General features: G+C 72.0%; 25 protein-coding genes. 10 read left to right on the top strand and 15 right to left on the bottom strand.

The window, feature by feature from the left end; all coding sequences use genetic code 11:
- Positions 1-61: 61 nt before the first annotated feature.
- Both KME79_RS10685 and KME79_RS10680 read left to right on the top strand, forming a co-directional pair.
- The gene (locus tag KME79_RS10685) at positions 62-2,365 is read left to right on the top strand and encodes a phosphoketolase family protein (protein ID WP_219544295.1); all 2,304 of its coding nucleotides are present in this window, start codon (positions 62-64) and stop codon (positions 2,363-2,365) included.
- Complete coding sequence (locus KME79_RS10680; protein WP_219544294.1) at positions 2,341-3,522, top strand: acetate/propionate family kinase; 1,182 nt, start codon at positions 2,341-2,343, stop codon at positions 3,520-3,522. The genes KME79_RS10685 and KME79_RS10680 overlap by 25 nt, the downstream gene beginning before the upstream one ends.
- A gap of 6 nt (positions 3,523-3,528) precedes the next feature.
- Here KME79_RS10680 and KME79_RS10675 read toward each other — a convergent pair whose 3' ends face one another.
- From KME79_RS10675 to KME79_RS10660, 4 genes are all read right to left on the bottom strand, one after another.
- The gene (locus KME79_RS10675) at positions 3,529-3,912 is read right to left on the bottom strand and encodes a response regulator (RefSeq protein WP_219544293.1); all 384 of its coding nucleotides are present in this window, start codon (positions 3,910-3,912) and stop codon (positions 3,529-3,531) included.
- Complete coding sequence (locus KME79_RS10670) at positions 3,909-4,970, bottom strand: PAS domain-containing sensor histidine kinase (protein ID WP_308248864.1); 1,062 nt, start codon at positions 4,968-4,970, stop codon at positions 3,909-3,911. Before KME79_RS10670 ends, KME79_RS10675 begins: the two co-directional genes overlap by 4 nt.
- Before the next feature lie 31 nt (positions 4,971-5,001).
- On the bottom strand, positions 5,002-5,409 hold the full coding sequence (locus tag KME79_RS10665) for an ATP-binding protein (RefSeq protein WP_219544292.1): 408 nt from the start codon (positions 5,407-5,409) through the stop codon (positions 5,002-5,004).
- Positions 5,410-5,501: 92 nt separating this feature from the next.
- Positions 5,502-6,164: a response regulator transcription factor gene (locus KME79_RS10660; protein ID WP_308248863.1), complete on the bottom strand. Its 663-nt coding sequence runs from the start codon at positions 6,162-6,164 to the stop codon at positions 5,502-5,504.
- Between the two features lie 150 nt (positions 6,165-6,314).
- On the opposite strand from KME79_RS10660, the gene KME79_RS10655 reads away from it, so the two are divergent.
- From KME79_RS10655 to KME79_RS10645, 3 genes are all read left to right on the top strand, one after another.
- Entirely contained in the window at positions 6,315-6,797 is a 483-nt protein-coding gene (locus tag KME79_RS10655; RefSeq protein WP_148032100.1) for a cation:proton antiporter regulatory subunit, read from the top strand.
- A 6-nt stretch (positions 6,798-6,803) separates the two neighbouring features.
- Positions 6,804-7,964: a cation:proton antiporter gene (locus KME79_RS10650; protein WP_148032101.1), complete on the top strand. Its 1,161-nt coding sequence runs from the start codon at positions 6,804-6,806 to the stop codon at positions 7,962-7,964.
- Positions 7,965-8,113: 149 nt separating this feature from the next.
- Positions 8,114-8,713: a pentapeptide repeat-containing protein gene (locus KME79_RS10645; RefSeq protein WP_219544291.1), complete on the top strand. Its 600-nt coding sequence runs from the start codon at positions 8,114-8,116 to the stop codon at positions 8,711-8,713.
- 7 nt (positions 8,714-8,720) lie between these two features.
- On the opposite strand, the gene KME79_RS10640 is transcribed toward KME79_RS10645, so the two are convergent.
- The gene (locus KME79_RS10640) at positions 8,721-9,713 is read right to left on the bottom strand and encodes an aldo/keto reductase (RefSeq protein ID WP_219544290.1); all 993 of its coding nucleotides are present in this window, start codon (positions 9,711-9,713) and stop codon (positions 8,721-8,723) included.
- A gap of 135 nt (positions 9,714-9,848) precedes the next feature.
- On the opposite strand from KME79_RS10640, the gene KME79_RS10635 reads away from it, so the two are divergent.
- The gene (locus KME79_RS10635) at positions 9,849-10,706 is read left to right on the top strand and encodes a helix-turn-helix domain-containing protein (protein WP_219544289.1); all 858 of its coding nucleotides are present in this window, start codon (positions 9,849-9,851) and stop codon (positions 10,704-10,706) included.
- A 30-nt stretch (positions 10,707-10,736) separates the two neighbouring features.
- Here KME79_RS10635 and KME79_RS10630 read toward each other — a convergent pair whose 3' ends face one another.
- Positions 10,737-11,744: a hypothetical protein gene (locus KME79_RS10630; RefSeq protein ID WP_219544288.1), complete on the bottom strand. Its 1,008-nt coding sequence runs from the start codon at positions 11,742-11,744 to the stop codon at positions 10,737-10,739.
- Positions 11,745-11,822: 78 nt separating this feature from the next.
- Here KME79_RS10630 and KME79_RS10625 point away from each other — a divergent pair, with 78 nt between their 5' ends.
- Together KME79_RS10625 and KME79_RS10620 are read left to right on the top strand one after the other, a co-directional pair.
- Positions 11,823-12,155, top strand: a complete 333-nt coding sequence (locus tag KME79_RS10625; protein WP_148032106.1) for a hypothetical protein — start codon at positions 11,823-11,825, stop codon at positions 12,153-12,155.
- Positions 12,156-12,237: 82 nt separating this feature from the next.
- Positions 12,238-13,332, top strand: coding sequence for a serine hydrolase domain-containing protein (locus KME79_RS10620; RefSeq protein ID WP_246639633.1), 1,095 nt, complete (start codon positions 12,238-12,240; stop codon positions 13,330-13,332).
- Here KME79_RS10620 and KME79_RS10615 read toward each other — a convergent pair.
- The 6 genes from KME79_RS10615 to KME79_RS10590 all read right to left on the bottom strand — a co-directional run bounded on the left by KME79_RS10615 (position 13,316) and on the right by KME79_RS10590 (position 20,026).
- Entirely contained in the window at positions 13,316-14,440 is a 1,125-nt protein-coding gene (locus KME79_RS10615) for an FAD-dependent monooxygenase (protein ID WP_219544286.1), read from the bottom strand. The two genes, KME79_RS10620 and KME79_RS10615, sit on opposite strands and share 17 nt — an antisense overlap.
- The gene (locus tag KME79_RS10610; RefSeq protein ID WP_219544285.1) at positions 14,437-16,098 is read right to left on the bottom strand and encodes an MFS transporter; all 1,662 of its coding nucleotides are present in this window, start codon (positions 16,096-16,098) and stop codon (positions 14,437-14,439) included. Before KME79_RS10610 ends, KME79_RS10615 begins: the two co-directional genes overlap by 4 nt.
- Before the next feature lie 85 nt (positions 16,099-16,183).
- Positions 16,184-17,584 carry an FAD-binding oxidoreductase gene (locus tag KME79_RS10605; protein ID WP_148032110.1) on the bottom strand — a complete coding sequence of 467 codons (1,401 nt, stop codon included), beginning with the start codon at positions 17,582-17,584 and terminating at the stop codon, positions 16,184-16,186.
- A gap of 78 nt (positions 17,585-17,662) precedes the next feature.
- Positions 17,663-17,950: a hypothetical protein gene (locus KME79_RS10600; RefSeq protein WP_148032111.1), complete on the bottom strand. Its 288-nt coding sequence runs from the start codon at positions 17,948-17,950 to the stop codon at positions 17,663-17,665.
- 466 nt (positions 17,951-18,416) lie between these two features.
- On the bottom strand, positions 18,417-19,265 hold the full coding sequence (locus tag KME79_RS10595; protein WP_219544284.1) for a DUF2382 domain-containing protein: 849 nt from the start codon (positions 19,263-19,265) through the stop codon (positions 18,417-18,419).
- Between the two features lie 140 nt (positions 19,266-19,405).
- Positions 19,406-20,026 (bottom strand): DUF4142 domain-containing protein, encoded by a 621-nt coding sequence (locus tag KME79_RS10590; protein WP_187281202.1) that lies wholly within the window; start codon positions 20,024-20,026, stop codon positions 19,406-19,408.
- A 182-nt stretch (positions 20,027-20,208) separates the two neighbouring features.
- Between KME79_RS10590 and KME79_RS10585 the strand changes: the two genes are divergently transcribed.
- Entirely contained in the window at positions 20,209-20,496 is a 288-nt protein-coding gene (locus KME79_RS10585; protein WP_148032115.1) for an iron-sulfur cluster biosynthesis family protein, read from the top strand.
- A 69-nt stretch (positions 20,497-20,565) separates the two neighbouring features.
- Here KME79_RS10585 and KME79_RS10580 read toward each other — a convergent pair whose 3' ends face one another.
- Complete coding sequence (locus KME79_RS10580) at positions 20,566-21,540, bottom strand: acetylxylan esterase (protein ID WP_219544283.1); 975 nt, start codon at positions 21,538-21,540, stop codon at positions 20,566-20,568.
- Positions 21,541-21,638: 98 nt separating this feature from the next.
- On the opposite strand from KME79_RS10580, the gene KME79_RS10575 reads away from it, so the two are divergent.
- A complete protein-coding gene (locus KME79_RS10575; protein ID WP_148032117.1) occupies positions 21,639-21,911 on the top strand; it encodes a hypothetical protein in 273 nt (90 codons plus the stop codon).
- A 6-nt stretch (positions 21,912-21,917) separates the two neighbouring features.
- Here the strand turns inward: KME79_RS10575 and KME79_RS10570 are convergent, their stop codons facing one another.
- Together KME79_RS10570 and KME79_RS10565 are read right to left on the bottom strand one after the other, a co-directional pair.
- Entirely contained in the window at positions 21,918-22,424 is a 507-nt protein-coding gene (locus tag KME79_RS10570; RefSeq protein WP_219544282.1) for a methyltransferase family protein, read from the bottom strand.
- Between the two features lie 225 nt (positions 22,425-22,649).
- Positions 22,650-23,454, bottom strand: an 805-nt coding sequence (locus KME79_RS10565) for a hypothetical protein (protein WP_219544281.1), incomplete at its 5' end; no start/stop codon positions are given.

The raw sequence follows: 23,454 nt of genomic DNA, 5'->3' as shown, positions 1-23,454 counted from the left end.
AGCAATCGTCTACGGAACGTGCCTTGTTCACCATGGCCATAACGGGGGCACTTGTCGAAGCATGGACGACATCGATGCCTATTGGCGTGCGGCCAACTACCTGTCGGTGGGCCAGATCTACCTGCTGGACAACCCACTCCTCACCGAGCCGTTGCGGCGCGAGCACGTCAAGCCGCGCCTGCTCGGCCACTGGGGCACCACCCCCGGGCTGAACTTCTGCTTCGCCCACCTGAACCGCGTCATCCGCGAGCGCGACCAGGACATGATCTACATCGCCGGACCCGGGCACGGGGGCCCCGCCGCCGTGGCGCACTCCTGGCTGGAGGGCTCGTACACCGAGCGCTACCCCGACGTCACGCAGGACGAGGACGGCATGCGCCGCCTGTTCCGGCAGTTCTCCTTCCCCGGCGGGATCCCCAGCCACGTGGCGCCGGAGACCCCCGGCTCCATCCACGAGGGCGGCGAGCTGGGGTACGCGCTCGCGCACGCGTACGGGGCCGCCTTCGACAACCCGGACCTGGTGGTGGCGTGCGTCATCGGCGACGGCGAGGCCGAGACGGGCCCGCTGGCGGCGAGCTGGCACTCCAACAAGTTCCTCAACCGGGAGCGCGACGGCGTGGTGCTGCCGATCCTCTCGCTGAACGGCTACAAGATCGCCAACCCGACGGTGCTCGCCCGCATCCCCGAGGACGAGCTGCTCAAGCTCATGGAGGGGTACGGGTACCGCCCGCACCTCGTGGGCCCGGACCACGAGGAGATGGCGCGCACCCTGGACGAGGCGTTCGAGCAGATCGCCGCGTACCGGGAGGGCGCCGAGAAGCGCCTGCCCATGATCATCCTGCGCACGCCGAAGGGCTGGACGGGCCCGAAGGTGGTCGACGGGCTGCCGGTGGAGGGCACCTGGCGCGCCCACCAGGTGCCGCTGTCGGCGGTGCACGACAACCCCGAGCACCTGGCGATGCTGGAGGAGTGGATGCGCTCCTACCGGCCCGACGAGCTGTTCGACTCCGGCGGCCGGCCGGTTCAGGGCATCCTGGACACGGTGCCGCGCGGCGAGCTCAGGATGAGCGCCAACCCGCACACCAACGGCGGCGAGCTGCTCACGCCGCTGCGGCTGCCGGACTTCCGCGCCCTCGCCGTCGAGGTCAAGGCCCCGGCCACCCAGTCGACCGAGCCGACCAGGGTGATGGGCAGGCTGCTGCGCGACGTCATCGAGCGCAACCCGCGCACGTTCCGGCTGATGGGCCCGGACGAGACCGCCTCGAACCGGCTCAGCGCCGTCTTCGAGGCGACCGACCGGACGTGGGAGGCCGGGCTGCTGCCCACCGACGAGCACCTGGGACCGGCCGGGCGGGTCATGGAGGTGCTGAGCGAGCACCTGTGCCAGGGCTGGCTGGAGGGCTACCTGCTGACCGGCAGGCACGGCCTGTTCAACTGCTACGAGGCGTTCATCCACATCGTCGACGCGATGTTCAACCAGCACGCCAAGTGGCTGGAGTCGTCGCAGAAGATCCCGTGGCGGCGTCCGGTCGCGTCGCTGACGTACCTGCTGTCGTCGCACGTGTGGCGGCAGGACCACAACGGCTTCAGCCACCAGGACCCGGGCTTCCTGGACGTGGTGGTCAACAAGAAGGCGTCGGTGGTGCGGGTGTACCTGCCGCCGGACGCGAACACGCTGCTGTCGGTCACGGACCACTGCCTGCGCTCGCGCGACTACGTGAACGTGATCGTGGCGGGCAAGCAGCCGGTGCTGGACCTGTTCGGCATGGACGAGGCCATCGCGCACTGCACGCGCGGCCTGGGCATCCTGCCGTGGGCGTCCACGGACGCCGGCAGCGAGCCGGACGTGGTGCTGGCCTGCGCGGGCGACGTGCCGACGCTGGAGACGCTGGCCGCCGCCTCGATCCTGCGCGAGGAGATGCCGGAGCTGAAGGTCCGGGTCGTCAACGTGGTCGACCTGATGCGGCTGCAGCCGCCGTCGGAGCACCCGCACGGCATGCCGGACTCCGAGTTCGACACGCTGTTCACCACCGAACGGCCGATCATCTTCAACTTCCACGGCTACCCGACGCTGATCCACCAGCTCACCTACCGGCGCACCGGGCACGACAACCTGCACGTGCGCGGCTACAAGGAGGAAGGCACCACGACCACGCCCTTCGACATGTGCATGCTCAACGACATCGACCGCTTCCACCTGGTGATGGACGTGATCGACCGGGTGCCCGGCCTCGGCTCGAAGGCCGCCCACCTGCGCCAGCGCATGTCCGACGCCCGGCTGCAGGCCCGCGCCTACACCCGCATGTACGGCGAGGACGCCCCCGAGATCAGTTCGTGGACATGGCCGCACACATCCTCGTCCTGAACACGGGCTCCTCCTCCATCAAGTACGAGCTGATCGACGCCGAGTCGGGAGCCCGCCCCGCGCGCGGCGTCATCGAGCGGATCCACGAGGGCGAGGGCCTGCTGACCCACCATGCAGGCGACGCTCCCCCGTACCGGAGGAAGGGCGTCTACGCGGACCACGAGCAGGGCCTCGAAGCCGTGCTGGAGGCGTTCCGGACGGTGGGGCCGGAGCTGGACCCGGTGGCGGTCGGCCACCGGGTGGTGCACGGCGGCGACCGGTTCGGCGCGGCGGTGCTGGTGGACGAGCCGGTGGTGGCCGCCATCGAGGAGCTGGCGCCGCTGGCCCCGCTGCACAACCGGGTGAACGTGACCGGCATCCGGGTGGCGCAGGCCGCCTTCCCCGGGGTGCCGCAGGTGGCGGTGTTCGACACGGCCTTCCACCGGTCGCTGCCGCCCGAGGCGTACACCTACGCGGTGCCGCGCGAGTGGCGCGAGCGGCTGGGCGTGCGCCGGTTCGGCTTCCACGGCACCTCGTGCGCGTACGTGTCCCGCAGGGCGGCCGCGTTCCTGGGCCGCGACCCCGCCAGGGTGAACCTGATCGTGCTGCACCTGGGCAACGGCGCCAGCGCCACCGCGGTCGAGGGCGGGCGCAGCGTCGACACCTCCATGGGCCTGACCCCGCTGGAGGGCCTGGTGATGGGCACCCGCTCGGGCGACGTCGACCCGGCGCTCTGCGCGTATCTGGGCCGGGTGGCCGGGTTCGACACGCAGGACGTGGAGGAGGCGCTCGGCCGCCACGGCGGCCTGCTCGCGCTCGCCGGCACCGGCGACATGCGCGAGGTGCGCCGGCGCGCGGCGGACGGCGACGGCGAGGCACGGCTGGCGCTGGACGTCTACTGCCGGCGCATCCGCAAGTACGTGGGCGCGTACTACGCGGTGCTGGGCCGGGTGGACGCGATCGTGTTCACCGGCGGCGTCGGCGAGAACGACGCGGCGACGCGGGCCACGTCGCTGGCCGGGCTGGAGAGGTTCGGCGTCGCGGTGGACCCGGCGCGCAACGAGGCCGCGGGAGACGGCGAGCGGGCGATCTCGCCGCCCGGGGCGGAGGTCGCGGTCCTGGTCATCCCCACCGACGAGGAGTGGGAGATCGCCCGTCAGGCGCTGGAGCTGATCTGAGGGAGGTCAGGAGGTGGCGGCCGTGCGCCGCACGGCCGCCACGATGTCGCTGTTGGGCAGCCCTTTGAGCAGGTACTCGCGGACGCCGACGCGGCGCATCTCGTCGACGGAGTGGGAGTCGCCGTAGGCGGAGAACGCCATCACTCTGGTGGCGGGCGACAGCCGGCGGATCTCCCTCGCCGCCCACGCCCCGCCGCCGGGCATCCGCACGTCGAGGATGGCGACCGCGGGCAGGTGGCGGACCGCCAGCCGCACCGCCTCCCGGGCGTCGGCGGCCACGGCGACCACGTCCAGGTCGGGCTCGGCCGTCAGCACCTCGGTGAGCACCTCGCGGATCAGCGGCTGGTCGTCGCCGATCAGGACGGTGAGCCGGTCCGGCGCGGCGCTCATGACCGCCTCGGCCGCACCGCGGGCACCCAGAACTCCACCGTGGACCCCTCGCCGGGACTGCTGTGGAGCTGCCACCAGCCGCCGGAGATCTCGGCTCGCTCGCGCATCTCGATCAGCCCGAAATGCCCCATCCGGGAGGAGCCGTCGCCCGGATCGGTGAAGCCGACGCCGTCGTCGCCGACCTTGACGTGCACGCCCTGGTCGGCGGAGGCGAGCGAGACCCGCACGGAGGAGGCGTGGGCGTGCTTGCGCACGTTGGTGAGGGCCTCCTGGCAGATCCGGAACACGGTGATCGCGGTCTCCGGCGGCGGCTCCTCGTCGAGGTCGGGGACGAAGTCGTAGGTGAGGCCCGCGGTCGAGACGACCTGCTCCAGGTAACCGGACAGGGTGTCGACCAGGCCGCCGCTGTCGAGGCCCGGCGGGTGCAGGAAGAAGGCGAGGTTGCGCAGGCGGCCGACGGCGGCGTTGACGGTGTCGTTGAGCCGCAGCACGGCTTCGGCGTGGTCGCCCGGCAGCTGGGAGGCCAGCAGTTGCAGGCGCATGCCGACGGCCACCATCGACTGGATGGTGTCGTCGTGCACGTCCCAGGCGATGCGCCGCCGCTCCTTCTCCTGGGCCTGCACCAGATGGGCGAGGAGCCTGCCGCGCTCGTCGAGTGCGCGCTCGGCGTTGCGCCGCTCGCTCATGTCGCGGGTCACCTTGCCGAACCCGCGCAGCCGGCCCTCGCCGTCGCGCAGGGCCGTGATCACCACGTTGGCCCAGAACCGGGTGCCGTCCTTGCGCACCCGCCAGCCCTCGTCCTCGAACCTGCCCTCGGCGGCGGCGGTCTCCAGGCCGCGGGCGGGTCTGCCCGCCGCGATGTCCTCCGGCGGGTAGAAGATCGAGAAGTGACGGCCGGTGACCTCGTCGGCCGAATAGCCCTTGATGCGCTCGGCGCCGGAGTTCCAGCTCATGACACGGCCGCCCGGATCCAGCATGAAGATCGCGTAGTCGCCGAGGCTCTGCAGGAGGAGCTGAAGGTCGACGTGCTCGTGCTCGGGCATAGTGCAGCTTCGCACGGCGGTGTCCCTCTGAGGGACCCGCACCCCCTCAATCGGCGGTGGTGACAGCGGTGAGAGGGGCCGCGAGGTCACACCAGACCACCTTCCCGCCCTCCTGGAGCGAGGTGCCCCAGGCGATGCTCAGTTCTTCGACGACGTGCAGCCCCCAGCCGTCGGACGGGCCCGGGCTCCGCGGCCTGGGCAACGCGTCGCTGGAGTCGCCGACCTCGACGCGGATGTGGCCGAGACCGCCGGCGATGCGCAGCACGGGTGCGCCGGCGCCGTGCACGAGGGCGTTGGTGACCATCTCGGAGACGACGAGCAGCACGTCCTCGAAGCGTCCTCGATAACCCCACGTTATCAGGGCGTCACGGGCGACCTGCCGGGCGACGGAGATGCTGCCCATCTCCTCCGCGAGGTGGTGCTCCACCATGTGCGAGTCGAGTCCCGTGCCCATGGTTCTACTTTCGGCCACCCGAAGCCCGGCCGCGAGACGCAACCGCGCCGACCTTTCTGGTGCTGGTGCGGAACGGGACTGGTGCAGGTGCATCAGTCGAGCAGTCCCTCACGCCGGGCGATGGCCACCGCCTCCAGCTTGGACCGGGCCCCGAGCTTCTCCAGCACCCGCTGGATGTGGTTGCGGGCGGTGTTGCGGGCGATGCCGAGCCGCTCACTCAGCTGGTCGGTGCTCACTCCCTCGGCGAGCAGGTGGAGCGTCTCACGCTCCCGCCCGGTCAGCGCGCCCCGGCCCGCCCGCCCGCGGCCGGCGAGCTGGTCGAGCACGGCGGGCAGCAGGCCCGGCCCGAACGCCACCCCGCCCGAGGCCACCTCCAGCACCGCCGACTCGAGCTCGCGCAGCCCCGACGACTTCACCACCAGGCCCGCGCCGCCGGCCTCCACCACGCGCACGGCGATCGCCGGCGTCGCCTCCGCGGTCAGAACCAGCACGCGGGCGTCCGGGGCGGCCTGCGAGATGCGGCCGATGGCCGTGATGCCGTCGCCGTCCGGCAGCCGCCGGTCGAGCACCACCACGTCGGGCAGGTGGGCGCGGGCGTCGGCCACGGCTGCGGACACCGATCGGGACCTGGCCACCACCTCGATGCCGGGGTCGTGGTCGAGCGCCATCGCGATCGCCTCGGCCACCATGTCGTGGTCCTCCACGAGCAGGAGTCGCACGGGGGCGGGCGGGTGCGGCCCCTGCGAGGGTGACACGGCAGCTCCCCTTTTACCTGCTCCCGACGATTGTCTTCTCCGCACACTACCGTTCACCTGCTATGTCGGTTCCTCTCGGTGCCGACACTATGGGTGGAGATTGGTAATGTTCTCCCGTTGTTTTCGGATCAAGATGGATGGGATACAGCCGTGGAGGTCGAGCAGACGGCGCTGCCGGGGATAGGGCTGCGCCATGAGTTCACCACCCATTCAGGCCGAAGAATCGGGGTGATCTCGCACCGCACGGGGCGGCGTGATCTCGTCATCTACAGCAAGGACGACCCCGATCGGGCCTGCGAAGCAGTCAAGCTCAACGACGAGGAGGCCGACGCGCTCGTCGAGCTGCTCGGCGCCCCGCGCATCGTCGCGCGGCTCAACCAGGCGCACGCCGAGGTCGAGGGCCTGGTCAGCCTCCAGCTGCCGATCCCGGCCACTTCCCCGTACGTGAACAGGCCGATGGGCGACGCGCGCGTGCGGACCCGGACGAACGCGTCGATCGTCGCGATCGTCCGCAATGGGCAGGTCTACGCCAGCCCCGGCCCCGACTTCGTGCTCCTTCCCGGCGACATCGTGGTCGTGGTGGGCAGCGCGGACAGCACGGCCGAAGTCGGCGACATATTGGCTGAAGGCTAGGGCCGGGTGCATCACACAGCGATACTCTTCCTCGAATTCGGGGCCGTTCTCCTCGGCCTGGGCGTGCTCGGAGCGCTGGCGCTGCGCGCCGGCATCTCCGCCATCCCCCTCTACCTGATCGCCGGGCTCGCCTTCGGCACCGGCGGCGTCCTTCCTCTGGCCACCAGCGAGGAGTTCATCTCCATCGGCGCGGAGATCGGCGTCGTCCTCCTGCTGCTGACGCTCGGCCTGGAGTACAACGCCGACGAGCTGGTCTCCAGCCTCAAGGGCAACGCCCGCGCCGGCATCGTCGACCTCGTGCTCAACGCCGCGCCCGGCGCGATCCTGGCGCTGCTGCTCGGCTGGGGGCCGGTGGCCGCCCTGGCGATGGCCGGCGTCACGTACGCGACCTCCTCCGGCATCACCGCCAAGGTGCTGAGCGACCTGGGCTGGATCGGCAACCGCGAGACACCGACCGTGCTGTCGCTGCTGGTGTTCGAAGACCTCACGATGGCCGTCTACCTGCCGATCCTGACCGCCACCCTGGCCGGGCTCAGCCTGCTCAGCGGGGCGATCGCGGTGGGCATCGCGCTGGCCACGGTGACCGTGGTGCTGCTGATCGCGCTGCGGTTCGGCAAGTGGATCGAGGCGTTCGTCTCCAGCCCCAACAACGAGGTGCTGCTGCTGAAGGTCGTCGGCCTGGCGCTGCTGGTGGCCGGCATCGCCCAGCAGCTCCAGGTGTCGGCGGCGGTCGGCGCCTTCCTCGTCGGGATCGCCCTGTCCGGCCAGCTCGCGCACGACGCGCAGGCGCTGCTCGCGCCGCTGCGCGACCTGTTCGCGGCGGTGTTCTTCGTCTTCTTCGGCCTGCAGACCGACCCGACGAAAATCCTCCCGGTGGCGGCGATCGCCGCCGCGCTGGCGCTGGTCAGCATGCTCACCAAGCTGGCGACGGGCATGTACGCGGCCAGGCGGGCCGGCATCTCCAAAGCGGGTCAGGCCCGGGCGGGCATCGCCCTGGTGCCGCGCGGCGAGTTCAACATCGTCATCGCGGGTCTCGCGGTGGCGGCCGGCGCCCACCCCGACCTGGGTCCGCTGGCGGCCGCGTACGTCCTGATCCTGGCCGCCTTCGGCCCGCTAGCGGCCAAGCTCGTCCAGCCTCTCTTCGAAGCCATCGCCAAGCGCGCCTGACCGGCGGCGCGCGCTCTTCCGTTTCTGTCGGTGGGGTGTGGGAGGTTTGCCTCCGATCATCGAAGGAGGCGGCTGACGGTGGAGTTCACGGACAACGCCGGCGGCGACCGCGTGGTCGTCGCCGGCGAGCGGGTGGAGGCGGTCGCGCGATGACGACACGCGTGACGGCCGACGCCACGATCGGCCCCGACGAGTGGGACGACCGCGACCTCGACGGCGAGACCTTCCGGCGGGTGCGGTTCGTCGACCTCGACATGATGGAGATGGCCGACGTCGGCACGACCTTCGAGGAGTGCACGTTCAGCAACGTCCGCTTCAACGTGTCGGTCCACGCCGACGCCGCCTTCGTCGCGTGCACGTTCGGGAGCTGCTCGTTCTTCGACGCCACGTTCAACGGCTGCAAGCTGACGGGCAGCACGTTCTCGGGCTGCACCTACGGGCTGCTCAAGGTCGACGGCGGCGACTGGTCGTTCACCTCGCTGGCGGGCGCCGACCTGCGGGGCAGCACCTTCGACGGGGTCCGCCTGCGCGAGGCCGACCTGTCGGGGGCCGACCTGACGGGCGCCACCCTGCGCCGCTGCGACCTCAGCGGCGCCACGCTGCGCCGGGCCGACCTGACCTCGTGCGACCTGCGCGGCAGCGACCTGAGCACGCTCGACCCGTCGGCGGTCACCCTGCGCGACGCGACCGTCGACCCCCACCAGGCCACGATCATCGTCACCGCCCTGGGTCTCCAGGTCCTCCCCTGATCCGGTGTCAGGGGCGGCCGTCGAGGCGGTCGATCCGGGTGCCGAAGACCGCGCCGGCCTCGGCGATGAAGTCGGCGGGGAAGCCGCGGGTGAAGGGCGCCGCCCGGGCGAGGCGGTCCATGGCCTCCTCGGGGAGGGTGACGTCCGCCGCGGCGAGGTTGTCGGTGAGCTGGCCGGGGGTGCTCGCGCCGACGATGGGGTGCACCACGCGCGAGCGGGCCCGGGTCCAGGCGATCGCCACCTGCGACGGCGTGACGCCCAGGTCGTCGGCCACGTCCATGACGGCTCTGGCCGCCGCGTGCTCGCGTTCCGTCACCGCCCCGGGCTCGATCCTGGTGGGGGTCTCGGGAGCGGGGCCGGCGGTGTACTTGCCCGACAGCACGCCTTGGGCGAGCGTCGCCCAGGCGGCCACCGTCAGCCCCGACTCCTCCGCCATCGGCAGCAGCTCGCGCTCGACGTCGCGCCACAGCAGGCTGTAGGGCACCTGGAGGCCCGCGAACGGCGTCCATCCGCGCCACTCCGCCAGCGTGTTGGCCCGGCTCACCACCCACGCCGGCGCATCCGATATCCCGACATAGAGTACTTTGCCCGCTCGGACCACGTCGTCGAGGGCCCGCATCGTCTCCTCCAGCGGCGTGTGCCGGTCCCAGATGTGCACCCAGAGCAGGTCCACATAGTCGGTGCGCAGCCGCCGCAGGCTCTGCTCCAGGGAGAGCACGAGGTTCTTGCGGTGGTTGCCCGCCGCGTTGAGGTCGCCGGCGTCGCGGGTCAGGGTGTACTTGGTCGCCACCACGAACCGGTCCCGCCGCCCTTCCAGCACCTCGCCGACCACGCTCTCCGACTCGCCGTAGGCGGAGGCCGTGTCGACGACGTTGCCGCCCGCGTCCTCGTACAGGTCCATCATCGCGCGCACCCCGGGCGTCACCGCCCGCCACGTCATGGCGCCGAGGAACAGCTCCGACACCCTCAACCCGGTACGCCCGAGCAACCGGTACCTCATGGCCGTCTTCCCTTCACTCGTCATTCCGTACGGGGTCCACCATGGCGGGGCCGCCGTCCGGGGAGGGAGACCGGGCGGAGACTGGCCCTGACAGGGCCACGATGCGCGGGCGCCGTCCCGCCTAGACTGCCCTGCGTGAGCGGGAACGAGCTGGCCGCCTACCTGCGCGGCCTCCGGGAAGCGGTCAGACCGGGCGACGTCGGCCTGCCGGAGGGGCCGCGGCGCCGCACCCCCGGGCTGCGCCGGGCCGAGCTGGCGACGCTGGCGGGCATCAGCGTCGAGTACCTGACCCGGCTGGAGCAGGGCCGCGACCGCAACCCGTCCGCCCAGGTGCTGGGGGCGCTCGCCGACGTGCTCGGGCTGAGCTTCGAGCAGCGGCTGCACCTGCGCCACCTGGCCAAGATGGCCGGCGGCGACGCGCTGCTCTGCTCCGCCGCCGCGTCCTCGCCCGCGCGCACGGTGCGGCCCACGCTCCGTGCGCTGCTCGACCGGCTGGAGCCGGCCCCGGCCGTCCTGCTCAACCGGCTGGACGACGTGCTGGCGCACACCGCCGGCTACGCCCTGATGGTGGCGGCGCTGGGCGTCCTCGACGACGATCAGCCCAACCTGGCCCGCTACGTGTTCACCGACCCCCGCGCGCGGGCCGCCTTCCCCGAGTGGGGCGCGGTGGCCGCCGGTCGGGCCACCGCCCTGCGGCTGGCCGCCGCCATGGGTGACGCGCGGGCCGGACACCTCGTCGAGGAGCTGACGATCACGGCCGGTGCGGGGTTCACCGAGCTGCTCCACGCCCCGCCGGCGCCGCCCGCGACCCCTTACCGCGAGCGGCTGGCCCATCCGGGCGCGGGCGAGCTCCGGCTGGTCGTGGAGTCCCTCGACCTGGCGGACGCCGACCAGCGGCTCGTCGTCTACCTTCCCGCCGACGAGACCACGGCCGCGTCCCTGGACCACCTGACCGGCCGCCAGCCCGGCGCCCTCCACGCGGTCACCGCCTGACCCAGGGAGCCGCGGGGAGTACGCGCGTGGTCAGGCGGGCGGGGCCAGGTGTCCCGCCGTGCGCCGGAGGGACGGGAGGGCCGCCAGGACGGTGGCGGCGCGGGCCTGGCGGGCGGCGGGGGTGTCCGCGCCCAGGTCGGAGAGGAGTTCGAGGAGGGAGTCCTCGGGGGCCGGCCGACCGGCCGCGGCGAGCTTGAGCAGACAGCGCGCGTAGGTGGCCGCCAGCCAGAAGACCGCCTCCCGGTGCAGGCCGGCGTCGATGAGGGCGCGGCTGCCGCCGACGGCGATCGGCCGGGCGGCGGCGGTGATGTCGGAGTCGAAGCGGTAGCCGGGGGCGTCCACCCGCGCGGCCGTGTCGAAGAGCCGCTCCAGCCCGTCCAGATGGCGCCGGACCCGGCCCGGGGTCATGGCGGCGCAGCCGAGCAGGTCGAGGAGGTGCTCGTGGCGGTCGCCGAGGCCGCGGCCGGCGAGCAGCTCGCGGGTGGCCGCGTACCGGCGGCGGACGGTCGGGTTGCGCAGCCCGGCGACCAGCAGGACGTGCGCCGTCACCCCGGTGCCGAACAGCCACGCGTTCACCTGGTCGGGCAGGGGCCCCGGCGAGCCGGCGCCGGCCAGCCGGGCGCGGACCGTCTCCAGGGCGTGGTCACAGCGGGCCAGCACCCAGCGCCGCCCGGCGAACCGGCGGGACACCTCACGGCCCAGGTCCGACAGCCGCCCGGTGGGGTCGGCCAGCACGCCGGGCCGGTGGAAGGCGCCGGCCAGGTGGTAGTCGCGCAGCACGGCCTCGGCCGACTCCACCCGGGTGGCGGGCAGGAACGACACGTCCAGGAGCGCTCCCCCGTACCGGATCTTGCGTCCGTGCCCGGCGGGCTCGTCGAGCACCACCATCACGTCCACGTCGGAGTGCGGCGGCAGCGCGGAGCCGGGCGGCGCCCACAGCGCCGAGCCGGTCAGGAACGCGCCGCCGAAGCCGGGCAGGCGGGCGCCCTCGTCGCGCACCCACCGTCGGGCCGTGTCCACGGCTTCCCCCACGCGCACGCCCGCCATCGTACGGGAGGTACGGCGCTCGCACCTGAGGGTAGGTTCGCGGCGGGCGGTCATGGGCAGCGAGTTGTCATGAACGTGGCGGATCCCGAGCTGGAGCGCCTGGTGTGCCAGGAGCTCAGAGACGCCGGATTCGCCGTGGCGCCGTCCCGCAAGCCGAGCGACGGCGGGCTCAGCGTGTGGTGCGACCCGGAGCGCGGCGTGGTGGTGCGCTGGAGCGTCCCGTCCGGTGACCCCTCCCGTCACGACACCATCCGCACGGCCGTCCGGCTCGCGTTACGCACGATCCTCGGCGCGGCCGGGTTCGAGGTGGCGGAGGTGGCCGGGCGGGCGGAGCTGGTGGTCACCGCGGCGGGCCGCCCACCGCGTCAGGACGGCGCGAAGCCCGGGCTCACGACGCCATGACGCCGCGTCCTCCGTGGCGGGGGCCGGCCCGCCGATGACTTCCTGCCACCAGGGCGGTCATACCAGCGTTAAGGTGACAGACATGCAGAAGATCGTGCAGGACATCGCCGACGAGCTGGTGGCGTCGGGCGCGGAGCGCGGGCTGCAGGTGGCCGTCTACCGGCGGGGAGAGCTGCTGGCGGACGTGGTGGCCGGGGTGGCGGACGCGGCGACCGGGCGGCCGTTCACGTCAAGCACCCCCGTGTACGCGACCTCGACCGGCAAGGGCGTCACCGCGGCCGTGGTGCACGTGCTGGCCGAGCGGAAGGCGTTCTCGTACGACACCCCGATCGCCGAGCTGTGGCCGGAGTTCGGCGCACGCGGCAAGGAGCGGGCGACGATCCGCCACGCCCTCTCCCACCAGGCCGGCGTGCCCGGTGTGCCCGAGGCGACCACGCCGGAGGACCTGTGCGACTGGGACCTGATGTGCGCGGCGATCGCGGACGCCGAGCCGTGGTGGGAGCCGGGCACCCGGTGCGGCTACCACCCGCAGACCTTCGGCTACCTGCTGGGCGAGGTGGTGCGCAGGGCCACGGGCAAGCGGATCTCGCAGGTGCTGGAGGAGGAGGTCGCCGGGCCGCTCGGCGTCTCGGGCGAGCTGTTCTTCGCCGTGCCGGAGGCGGAGCTGGGCCGGCTGGCGCGGATCGAGGAGGTCGCCCCGCCGGTGACGCCGCCGCCGTCGCTGCGGAACGGGATCCCGTTCTTCCGGGTGGTCGGCGGCTACACGGCGGCGCCGATGGCGGCCATGCCGGACGCCGGGTTCAGCAACCGGCGCGACGTGCTCACGGCCGAGATCCCGGCCGGCGGCACGATGACCGCCCGTGCGGTGGCGCGCGTCTACGACGCGCTGCTGACGGGCGAACTGGTGCCGCCGGCGCGGCTGCGCGAGCTGTCGGCGCCCGCGGTGCGCGGCCTCGACGAGGTCACCGGCGTCGAGGCCGCGTGGGGGCTGGGCTACGCGATCGGGCTCACCCCGGGGCTCGCCGCGCCCACCGTGTTCGGCATGCCGGGCAGCGGCGGCACGGTGGCCTTCGCCGACACCCGGACCGGGCTGGCCGTCGGGATCCTGAAGAACCGCATCGGCGACTTCGCCACCGTGGACCGGATCGGCTCGGCGGTGCTCAGCGCAGCACCCTGACGTACCCGTCGCCGATCGGCTCGGTGTCGCCGAACACGTGCAGGTCCTCGCGGAACACGTCCAGGTAGGCCGCCTTGTCGTGGAACGTCCCTGACAGCGCGTCACCGTAGTCGATCAGCTCGCCGTGCGCGTGCCTGCGCGGCTCGTACCCGGTCTCCAGCCCCTTCTCCAGCAGCGCCGGGTCTCCCTCGGCGGCGCAGATGATCCCGGCGAGGATCTCGGCGTCGTGCATGGTGTAGCTCATGCCCATGCCGGTCATCGGGTGGCAGGCGAACGCGGCCGAGCCGAGCAGGGCGGCGTTGCCCTTGTGGTACACCGGCACGCGCATCGCCGCCACCGGGATCTTCTGCCAGTGCGCGGGGCCGAGGACGTCGTAGGCGTCGTCGTTCTCGGTGACGAACTCCTTGAGCGCGTCCACGAGCAGGCCGTGCCCGAACACCTCGTCGTCGTCTTCCAGCGGCAGGCCGACGAACACGCGAGCCTGCTCCTCGTTGACCGGATAGAGGTAGCTGAACCAGCCCGCGGAGTTGAAGTAGAGCCGGTTGAGCCGGGCGACGCTGGCGGTCAGCGGCACCGTGGCCACCCGCAGCATGTGCGGGTAGGAGGTGGTCTCCTTGGTGATGCCGAGCTCCTGGCGCACCATCGAGCGGGTGCCGTCGGCGGCGATGACCACGCCGGGCCGCAGCTCGCGGCCGTCGGCCAGGACCAGCCGGGCCACCTGGTCGCCGTCGCGCTCCAGGCTCTCGATCCGCGAGTCGAACCAGAACTCGACGCCCTCCATCGCGCAGGACGAGTAGATGACCTCGACCAGCTCGCGGTAGGGGCGGATGAGGAAGCCGTCGGGGTAACGGCATTCCTGGATCGGCTCGCCGTCGTGGTAGTAGCGGACGATGTCGCGTTTGAGCGAGTGCCGTTCCACCAGGCTCCCCAGCCCGTGCCGGGCCAGGACCGCCATGCCGGGGCGTTTGACGAAGTCGGCGCCGGCGGCCGGGATGGCCGTGCCCTGCTCCACGACGACGACGCTCCGGCCGCTGCGGCCCAGTAACAGGGCCAGGAAGCAGCCGCCGAGACCGGCGCCGACGATCGCTACGTCGCAGGATGTCGTCATTGCCATGATGAGAGCCCTTCTGGTGTTCTTGCGAGACGCGTGCCCCCGTGCACGCGGGGTTGCGAGCCGGGCCTCATGGCGTGGGCCTGGCCCCGCCCCAGCTGGGGCGGTACCGCCGGGACCGCGGGGTGGCCGGGGTCGGCGGCGGGCTGCGGGGGCAGCAGCGCGTCGGCTTCGGCGGCGACCGTGGCCAGCTGCATGCGCAGCTCCAGCAGCATCTTGCGGGGCACCAGGACCATGACCTCGCCGGTGGCGTGCGGCATCCGCAGCATCTTGATCAGGGCGAGCGTGCCGACCAGCACGGAGACGGCCACGCACACCGCCAGCGCGCTGGCCAGACCGCCCATGGGGCCCACCATGAAGGGGTGGCCGATGACGACCGACACGGTGGCCACGCCGACGGCGCCGCCGACCATGCGGGACATGACGGCCGCGCCCACCGCGGAGGCGTACTGGTGCGGCTGGGCGGCCAGGGTGGTGGCCATGGAGGTGCCGGGCGCGAGCGCCCCCACCCCGACGCCCACGCCGACGCTCGCCGCGAGCCCCCACAGCGTGGGACCGCTCTGCGCCAGCGCCACGACACAGGAGCCGCCGCACGCGGTGGCGCCGACGTAGATGAGCCCGTACGGGCCCAGCTTGCGCACAACCTTGCCGCCCAGCCACGCGGTCACCGCCACGGCGACGGAGGTGGGCGTCAGCCACAGCGCGACCTCCAGCATGGGGAAGCCCAGGTGCAGGAGGTAGAGCGGCTGCAGCGCGAGCAGGCCGTACGACAGCACGCCGAATCCCCAGGTCGCGAGCCAGCCCCAGGCGAAGCCGGGCCGCCGCCAGAGCGTCAGGTCGACGGCGGGCACCCGGTGCCGGCGGGACCGCAGGAGCGACAGGACCAGCAGGACGAGCGCGCCGGCGGCCAGGTAGGCGCACACCACGCCCCACGAGGTCGCCTTGGAGATGGCCAGGACGATGGCCCCGATCGAGGCGGCCAGCAGGACCGCGCCGAGCATGTCGGGCCGCGTCCGGGCGCCGCTCCGGCCGGCGGGCAGGCCGGGCGGCAGCCAGGTGGCGGCGAGCAGCAGGAGCATGCCGACCACGACGACCGGCGCGAACAGCGCGCGCCAGCCGAACCCCTCCGCCAGCCAGCCGCCGCCCGCCTGCATGAGCAGGCAGCCGACGCCGGACGCGGAGCTCCACAGCGCGATGGCGCCGCGCCGCTGGTGCTCGGGCAGCTCGCCGAGGAGCACGGCGAGGCTGGCCGGGATCATGGCGGCGGCGCCGACCCCCTGCACGGCCCTGGCCGCGAGGACCATCGGCCAGTCGGGCACGGTGAGCGTGGCGAGCCCGCCGAGGACGAACACCACGAGCCCGATGATCAGCACGCGGCGGCGGCCGAACAGGTCGGCCCAGCGTCCCGCGGTGGCCAGCAGGGCCGCGATCGGCACGAACGCGGCGCTGGTCAGCCAGAGCAGGTCGTTCAGCGGCAGGGCGTTCCCGGCGTCGCCGTGCTGCATCAGGCCGACGGCGAGCGTGGTGGCCGTGGTGTCGGCCATGACGGTGAACATGACGCCGGCGCCTACCAGCCGCAGCAGCGTGCCGCGCCCGCGTGCGGGCTTTCGCGTGACCGGGTATGAGCCCGTATCGACGACTGGCGACTGACGCAACGTGGCCACCTCCATGAGAGCCCGGATGTCGTTCCCGCCGCCCGGCGCGCCGGGCGGCGGTCGTGCCTTCCCGTCCCCGCCGCCGTCAGGCGCTGTAGCGTCCCGGCGAGACCAGTCCGTACGGGTCCAGCGCGCCCTTGAGCCGGTAGAGCATGGACAGGGTCGCCGTCGAGGACTGGGCGTAGACGTCGGCGGCGGCGTTGTCGATGTCGGAGCGGTAGATGGGGCAGCCGTAGCCGCGCAGCAGGCCGTTGGCGTCCTGGCGCAGGCGGTGGGCGCGGGCCGGCGCGTCCGCCACGCCCCGGTCGAAGAAGATCTGGATGACGCCGTTGGCGAGGTTCCTGCTGACCATGTTCCACTCCATCATCGCCGCGGTGCCGTTGCACTCGACGGCCGCGCGGAGCACGGTCAGGAGGTTCTCGGTGGAGATCTCGTCCATCGGGAGCTTGGGCAGCAGCACGAGGAAGCCGATCTGACCGGCGTCGACGTCGTCGCAGGAGGTGACGCCGAGCGCGTTGTGCACGCTCAGGCAGTTGGGGATGCCCTGGGCCATGAGCGCCCGCGGGTAGAGGGGGTCGTCGGGGCTCACCGCCGCGGCGTCCAGGACGCGGAGCCCTTCGGCGCCCTCGACCTCCAGCAGGTGCTTGCGCAGCAGGTCCTCGGCCAGGCGGACGGTCTCCCCGCTGCCGAGCAGCGGGCCGACGATGGTGAGCAGTTCGGGGTCCACCCCGTCCGGGAGCATCCAGCCGCCCCGGCTGGGCGTCAGCGACAGCTCGCGCACCCGCAGCAGCCCGTCGGCGGGGTTGCCGTTGCGCAGGAACGAACCCACCGCGCCCACGGCCCGGCCGGCCTGGTCGCGCGGGATGCGGGCGTGCACCAGCCCGATGGCCTGCGGGCGGGGCACCAGCGCGATGACGCCCGCGGTGATGATGCCGAGGTTGTGCTGGACGAAGGCGCCGGTCAGGTCGGGGCCGGCGACGGCGCCGCGGTAGCGGCCCCAGTGGTCCAGCCCGCCGGTGCTGACGAGGCTGCCGTCGGCGAGCACGGCCTCTAGCCCGGCGAGGTCGTGCACGCGGGAGCGGATCGAGCCGTCGCCGCGCTCCAGCGCGTTGCCGACCACGGAGGTGTCGGCGCACGAGGAGGTGACGTTGAGCATCCAGTCGGTGTCGCGCAGCTCCTCGGCGAGCTGGCGCTGGGTCACTCCGGGCTCGATGACGGCGAAGCCGTTCTCCAGGTCCAGGCTGCGGATGCGGTTCATGGCGCTGAGGTCGACGACCACGTTCTCGTCCTTGGCCGGCACGCCGGAGCCCATGCCCCAGTTGCGCCCGGTGCTCAGCGGATATAGACGACGCCCCTCGACGGCTGCCCGCCGCACCACGGCGCGTACCTCGTCGACGTTCTGGGGCCGCGCGACGCCCGCGATCATCCGCGCGCGGTGTGCTCCGACGTCGCGTACTGCTGACGCCAGTCGCGTGTGACCTTGCATGACACTCCTTGGTGAGCCGAGACATTCCCCGCGGGTCGCCGGCCGCTTCGCCGGGTCTCCCCCCTCATTGGTTCGCGATCAGGCGGTGCGCTTGAGCAGGTCGTCGATGGAGCCGATGGCCCTGTTCGATATCTCCCGGATCTGCCACAGCCGCTCGGTGACCTGGGTGTCAGGCTCGATCGGCTCGGGTGCGGCGATCTCTTCCAGGTGGTCGTAGACGGCCAGACGCGGCTTGGGCGGCTGCCGGTCTCCGTCGTAGGGGTGGCGGTAATCGGGGTGGACGTGCATGGCGGGGCTCCTACCGAACGGGTTCTGGGTCGCGGTCGGCCGTGACGTCGGTGCGGCGCCGTCGGGGGTAACGCTCATCTCGCTGGTCACCTCCCCTTTCAGGACATCCGCGAAGTGCTCTGTAAACCCTGAACTACTTGTTCACGCCCTGATCCTGCCATTTACCGTCAAGCTGTCAACTGCTACTTAACGAATGCGTTGGAATGCCCCCGTGGGTCACAGGGCGGCTCGCAGGAACCTTCAGGCGCGCCGGTCAGCCGGCGTGGAAGACCGCCCGAAACCGTTCCGGTAGTGCTCGGAAAGGGGATCTCGGCCGCGGAAGGGGGCCACGGGCGAGCCGTCCGCCATGTAACCCGAAGGTCAGGCGCGGCTACCCTGCGGGAGGGTAAGAGAGCAACCACGGAGTAACGGGTCGTGACAGCCCGCAAGCGGGATCAGGCGCGCCCGAATTCGGGGGTTTCTTTGCGCTATGTGAGTTCTTTCATCATCTGAAAGCGAGGGCGCGACCGTGCGCCCTCGCCTGAGAACCGCGCGAAAGAGGGCGTCAGCGCCCTCGTCGGTCGTCGCGCTCGTCGCGCTCGTCGATGGTCGTGCCGTCCCGGTCGACCTCGAAGCGCTCCTTGCGGACCTCCCCCTGCACCGTCTCGTCCTTGCGGACTCTCTCCTTGTGCAGGCGCACGCGCTCGACGGGCCGGGTCTCCTTGCCGACGACCGGGCGCTCCTCGTACAGGGTGATGGACTCCTCGTCCTCCTCCAGCTCGCGCCCCTCCAGGGGCTGGCCGCCGGAGATCGGCTCGCGCTCGATCACGACCTCGTCGTGCTCCAGCGGGATGCTCTCCTGGACGTTCTCGCTGTCCACGTACTTGCGCAGCCGGACGTGGCCGGCCTCCCTCGTCTCCTTGCCGACGTGCATCGTCTCCTCGGAGCGGGTCATGTCGACGTCCCGCTCGGTCCCCCGCGCGCCGCGCCGCTCGGGCGCGGGCCCGGTGACCTTTCCGGTCATCCCGGCGGTCGTTCCGGACGTTCCGGTCTTTCCGGTGGTCGTTCCGGTCGTGCCCTCGGGCTTGCGCTGGCTGGGGATGGTGGACGGCTGCATGCCGTAGTAGCGGTAGAGCCCGGCCTCCTCCTCCAGGGTCAGGTGTTCGTCCACGTCGATGCTGGGCGCGCCCTTGATGATCTCCTTGACGAACGGGACGCGCAGTTCGTTGCCGGACCGGCGCGAACCGGTCAGCGGCACGAAGTTCTGCTTCATGCCGAACATCCCGGTGCGCACCGTGACCCACTCCGGGTCCCCCGTGCGGTCGCTGAGGTAGACCTGGCCGACCCTGCCGACCCGCTGACCATCGGAGTCGATGACATCGCAGTCGAAAAGGCTCCGGATCTCTGTCTGCATAGCCACGACGATTCCCCCGAATTGTTCGTTCTGACGGCCGCTTCGCCGGACCGACAGGTGGCTCAAGACGGGCAAATACCCCCATACCTGCACAAACGCACGCTCACCCGGGATGTTTTGCGTAATTCGGGGTTGACGCCTCAGGAGTTCTCCGGGGCCGGGGCACCGCTGTCCGGCGCCGGCGCCTCCCCGCCGGGGATCTTGCCGATCTCGTCGAGATGCATCTCCAGCGCCGGGAGCGCCTTCTCCGCCAGCTGCTTCACCTGGGGCGACGTGCCGCTCTGGATCTCGGTCTGCGTGGCGGTGATGGCCTTCTCGTGCGCCTTGCGCATGGCGATCAGGAACTCCTGGTTGAAGTCGGCGCGCGAGGCGTCGCGGAGCCCGGCGATGACCTTCTTCTGCTCGCCCGAGGTGTTCTTGGGCAGGCTGACGCCGAGCTGCTCGGCGGTCTTCACGACCTCCTGATCGAGCTTGGTGTGGTCTTCGACCAGCATCGTGCCCAGCCTCTGGACCGCCTCGGAGGTGCTCTTGTGCTGGGCCAGGTCCCCCGCCTGGATCTCGGCCATGTTGCCCTGGTGGATCTCCCGGAGCCAGATCCGGTCCTGGTCGGAGGGCTGAGCGGGAGAGGCCGTCCCCGGCGAGGCCGCGGTGGGCGAGGCGGGCGTGGCGAGCCCCGCGGACGTGCTGGGGCCGCTGTTGCAGCCGGTGACGGCGGTCACGGCGGCCAGGAGCAGGGCGAGGTACGGGCGCGGAACGGACATGCTGAATCCCCCGACGATCTGTGATGGTGCGTTGACGGAGAGTCATCCAAGCGCGCCCGGCGGGCCCGGCCCGCCACGCCACGCCGGTTCGCCGGTAAAAGTCCCGGCCACAAAGGTTAGGACCCGGACAGACCGGGGAATGGCAGGCGACTCATGTACGTCGAATCCGAGGAGGAGCCGTAGTGCTCACCCTGACAGCTAATGCAGCCCAGGCGATCCGCAATCTCACGGCGGGCGCGCCCGAGCCGGCGCAGGGCGGCATCCGCATCGCCTCCAGCGATGACGACGCCAGCTCGCTGACCCTGTCCCTGGCCACGGCTCCCGAGCCGGCTGACGCGGTCGTGGAGTCGGAGGGCGCCCGCGTCTACCTCGACCCGGTGGCCGCGACGGTGCTGGACGACAAGTCACTCGACGCCGGCGCCGACGACCAGGGGGCGGTGTCCTTCCTGGTGACCGAGCGCGCCGGCTGACACCGCAGCTCGGCACGCCGCCGGGTCCGGCACGGTCCACGTGCCGGATCGGCGGCGTGCCAGGCGGGGTCAGGCGAACAGCGCGGCCAGGTGGCGGCGCTGCTCCTCGCGCTGGTAGCCGCTCCCGCCCTCGTGGCCGTTCCACGGCCACACCGTGATCTCCTTCGGCCCCTGCCAGTGGTTGTAGGCGGCGAAGACCGTCGACGGCGGGCAGACGAAGTCCATCAGCGCCACCGAATACAGCGCCGGCACCGTGCCCCGAGCCGCGAAGTTGACCCCGTCGAAGTACGAGAGCGTCCGGAACACCTGGTCGGCGGCCTCGCGCCGGGTGGCGAGGAACCGGACCAGCTCCTGGTACGGGTCGCGGTCGGTGATCTCGACGGCCCGGCGGAAGTGCGTCAGGAACGGCACGTCCACGAGCGCCGCCGCCACCGACGGGTGCAGCGCGGCGGTGGCCTGCGCGATGCCGCCGCCCTGGCTGCCGCCTGACACCACGATCCGGCCCGCGTCCACGGACGGGTGGGCCGCCGCCGCGTCGACGGCCCTGACCGCGTCGGCGAACACCCGGCGGTAGTAGTAGTCGTCCGGGTCCATGATCCCGCGGGTCATCATGCCGGGAGCCTGCGGGCCCGCCGCGCCGTGCGGGTCGCCGGTGGAGCCGGGCGACTGCACGCTGGCGCCGCCGTGGCCGCGGGTCTCCATCACGAACACCGCGTACCCGGCCGCCGGCCACATCAGGTGGTCGTGCGGGAAGCCGCGCCCGCCGCTGTAGCCGATGTAGTGCATCACGCACGGCAGCGGGGCCCCGGCGCCGCGCGGGATGAGGAACCAGCCGTTGATCCGGTGCCCGCCCCACCCGGCGAACGAGACGTCGAACGCGTCCACGTGGGCGAACGGCAGCTCGTACGGGGTGAACTCCGCGTCCAGCGCGAACTCGCGGGCCTCGGCGAGCGTGCGGGCCCAGAACGCGTCGAAGTCGGCGGGTTCGTCACGGTCGGGGCGGTAGTCGCGGAGTCGCTCAAGCGGCAGATCGAACAGGGGCACAGATACTCCAACCTTTCGGGATGGAGACATTTCATCGCATCCACGCACATCAGCGCCATAGCGTGCACGATCATCAGGAATCCGGGTAGCTGACCCCCGTGAACGTGCACCTGTTCCAGACTTCCCGCCCCCACCTGGCGCCGGGCATGATCCTCGACGCCCCTCTGGACTACGACGACTTCATCCTGGGGTTCGGCGACGAGACCGAGGCGCGGGCCGAGCTCTTCTTCATCGGCGGCCGCCCGTTGCTGGTCGTCGGGGGTTACATGACCATGGACGGCACCGTCGTCGACGAGCGCATGTGGACCGTCAGCGAGGTGACCGTGAGCGGCGACCGGCGCATCCTGCGCCTGGGGCACCCGCTGGAGTGACCGGCGTCAGGGGTGGTACGGCCGGACGCGCGGCCACCACCCGGGCACCGCGCGGCGGTATCGCTCGTAGTCGGCGCCGAACCTGCCGAGCAGGCGCGGCTCCTCGTACCAGTGCGCGAAAGCGCCCATCGCCGCCCCGGCCACCGCCGCGTACACCAGCAGCCCGGCGTCGCCGAACAGCAGCGCCTGCCCCAGGATCGCCGCCAGGACGCCCACGTACATCGGGTTGCGCACGTGGCGGTAGAGGCCGCCGACGACCAGCCGCCCGGGCGCCGCGATCGGGGCCGGCGTGCCGGAGCCCTCGGCGACGAACCGGACGAACGCGTCCACGACGACGGCCGCCCCGGCCAGGAGCAGCAGCACGCCCGCCACCCTGAGGGGGATCATCCAGGCGCCGGGCAGGGGCGAGCGCGGCTCCCAGCCGGAGACCCACCAGGGGCCCAGGCCCGCGACGACGCCCGGGGCGGCGAGGAAGAAGATCGCACTGCCGATCGCGGCTGATGTCCTGCGCATGGCCCACCCCTTATTTCATCACATGATGACTTCTTCGGATCGGCCCGTCAACCCCGGGGAACGCGAAATGCCGCACCCGTCGAAACGGGTGCGGCATTTCGTCCGCACGATGAATCACCGAAGGGAATCCGCCTGCCGGATTTTCGCCACGGCCTGCGGCCGGGCCGGAAAACGAGCGGCGGGTTCATTCCCCTCCGCTACGGGCGACGGGCCCCAGCGGTTTTTTCAGACGGTCTTCTTCTTCTGGTCGGTGCGCCACCACGGCTCGCTGCCGTTCTCGACGAACGGCCACACCCACCACTTGTTGTTGTGGTGGTGGTGCTTCTTGGCGTAGTAGCCGTGACCCCACTTCTCCTTGTGCGGAGCCTTGTACTTGCCCCAGTCGCCGCGGGCGCGGTCGCCGTCGCCGTACTTCTCCCACTCGCCGCGGTCGCCGTTGTACTTCTGCCACTCGCCGTGGTCGCCCTTGTACTTGCCCCAGTCACCGTGGTCCTGGACGCCGTTGTACGTGTCCCACTCGCCGCGGCTGTGGTCGCCCTTGTACTTGTCCCACTCGGCGCGGTCGCCCTTGTACTTGTCCCACTCGCCGCGGTCCTCGTTGTACTGTTTCCAGTCACCGCGGTCCTGGTAGCCCTTGCGCCCGTCCCACTCGCCGCGCTCGTCGTCGCCCTTGCGCTTGCCCCAGCCGCCGTCGCGGTCCTTGTGCTTGAACCCGTCGTCGTGGTGGCGGCCCTTGTGCTCGAACTCGTCGTCGTCGACGTCATCGTCGAGGTCGCGGTGGTGGTGGTGACCCTTGTTCTTGAAGAACCAGTTGCCGTCGTGGTGGCGGTGCCCGCAGTTGTGGCAGCCGCGACGGTGGCCGCAGCTGTGGCACCTGTAGCGGTGCCCGCACTTGCGGTGCTTGCAGAGAATCGGCTTCTCGTGCACGACGACGGCGGTGCCGGCCACCTGGCCGGTGCCGGCGACGGCCTGTGCCGCGGGGAGGAGCGTCGCTCCGGCGGCGGCCGCGGTCGGGAGAGGAAGCGGCTGA

It is taken from the genome of Nonomuraea harbinensis (assembly GCF_019396385.1).
GTDB lineage: Bacteria > Actinomycetota > Actinomycetes > Streptosporangiales > Streptosporangiaceae > Nonomuraea > Nonomuraea ferruginea.
This window is presented reverse-complemented; position numbering and strand designations above follow the sequence as displayed.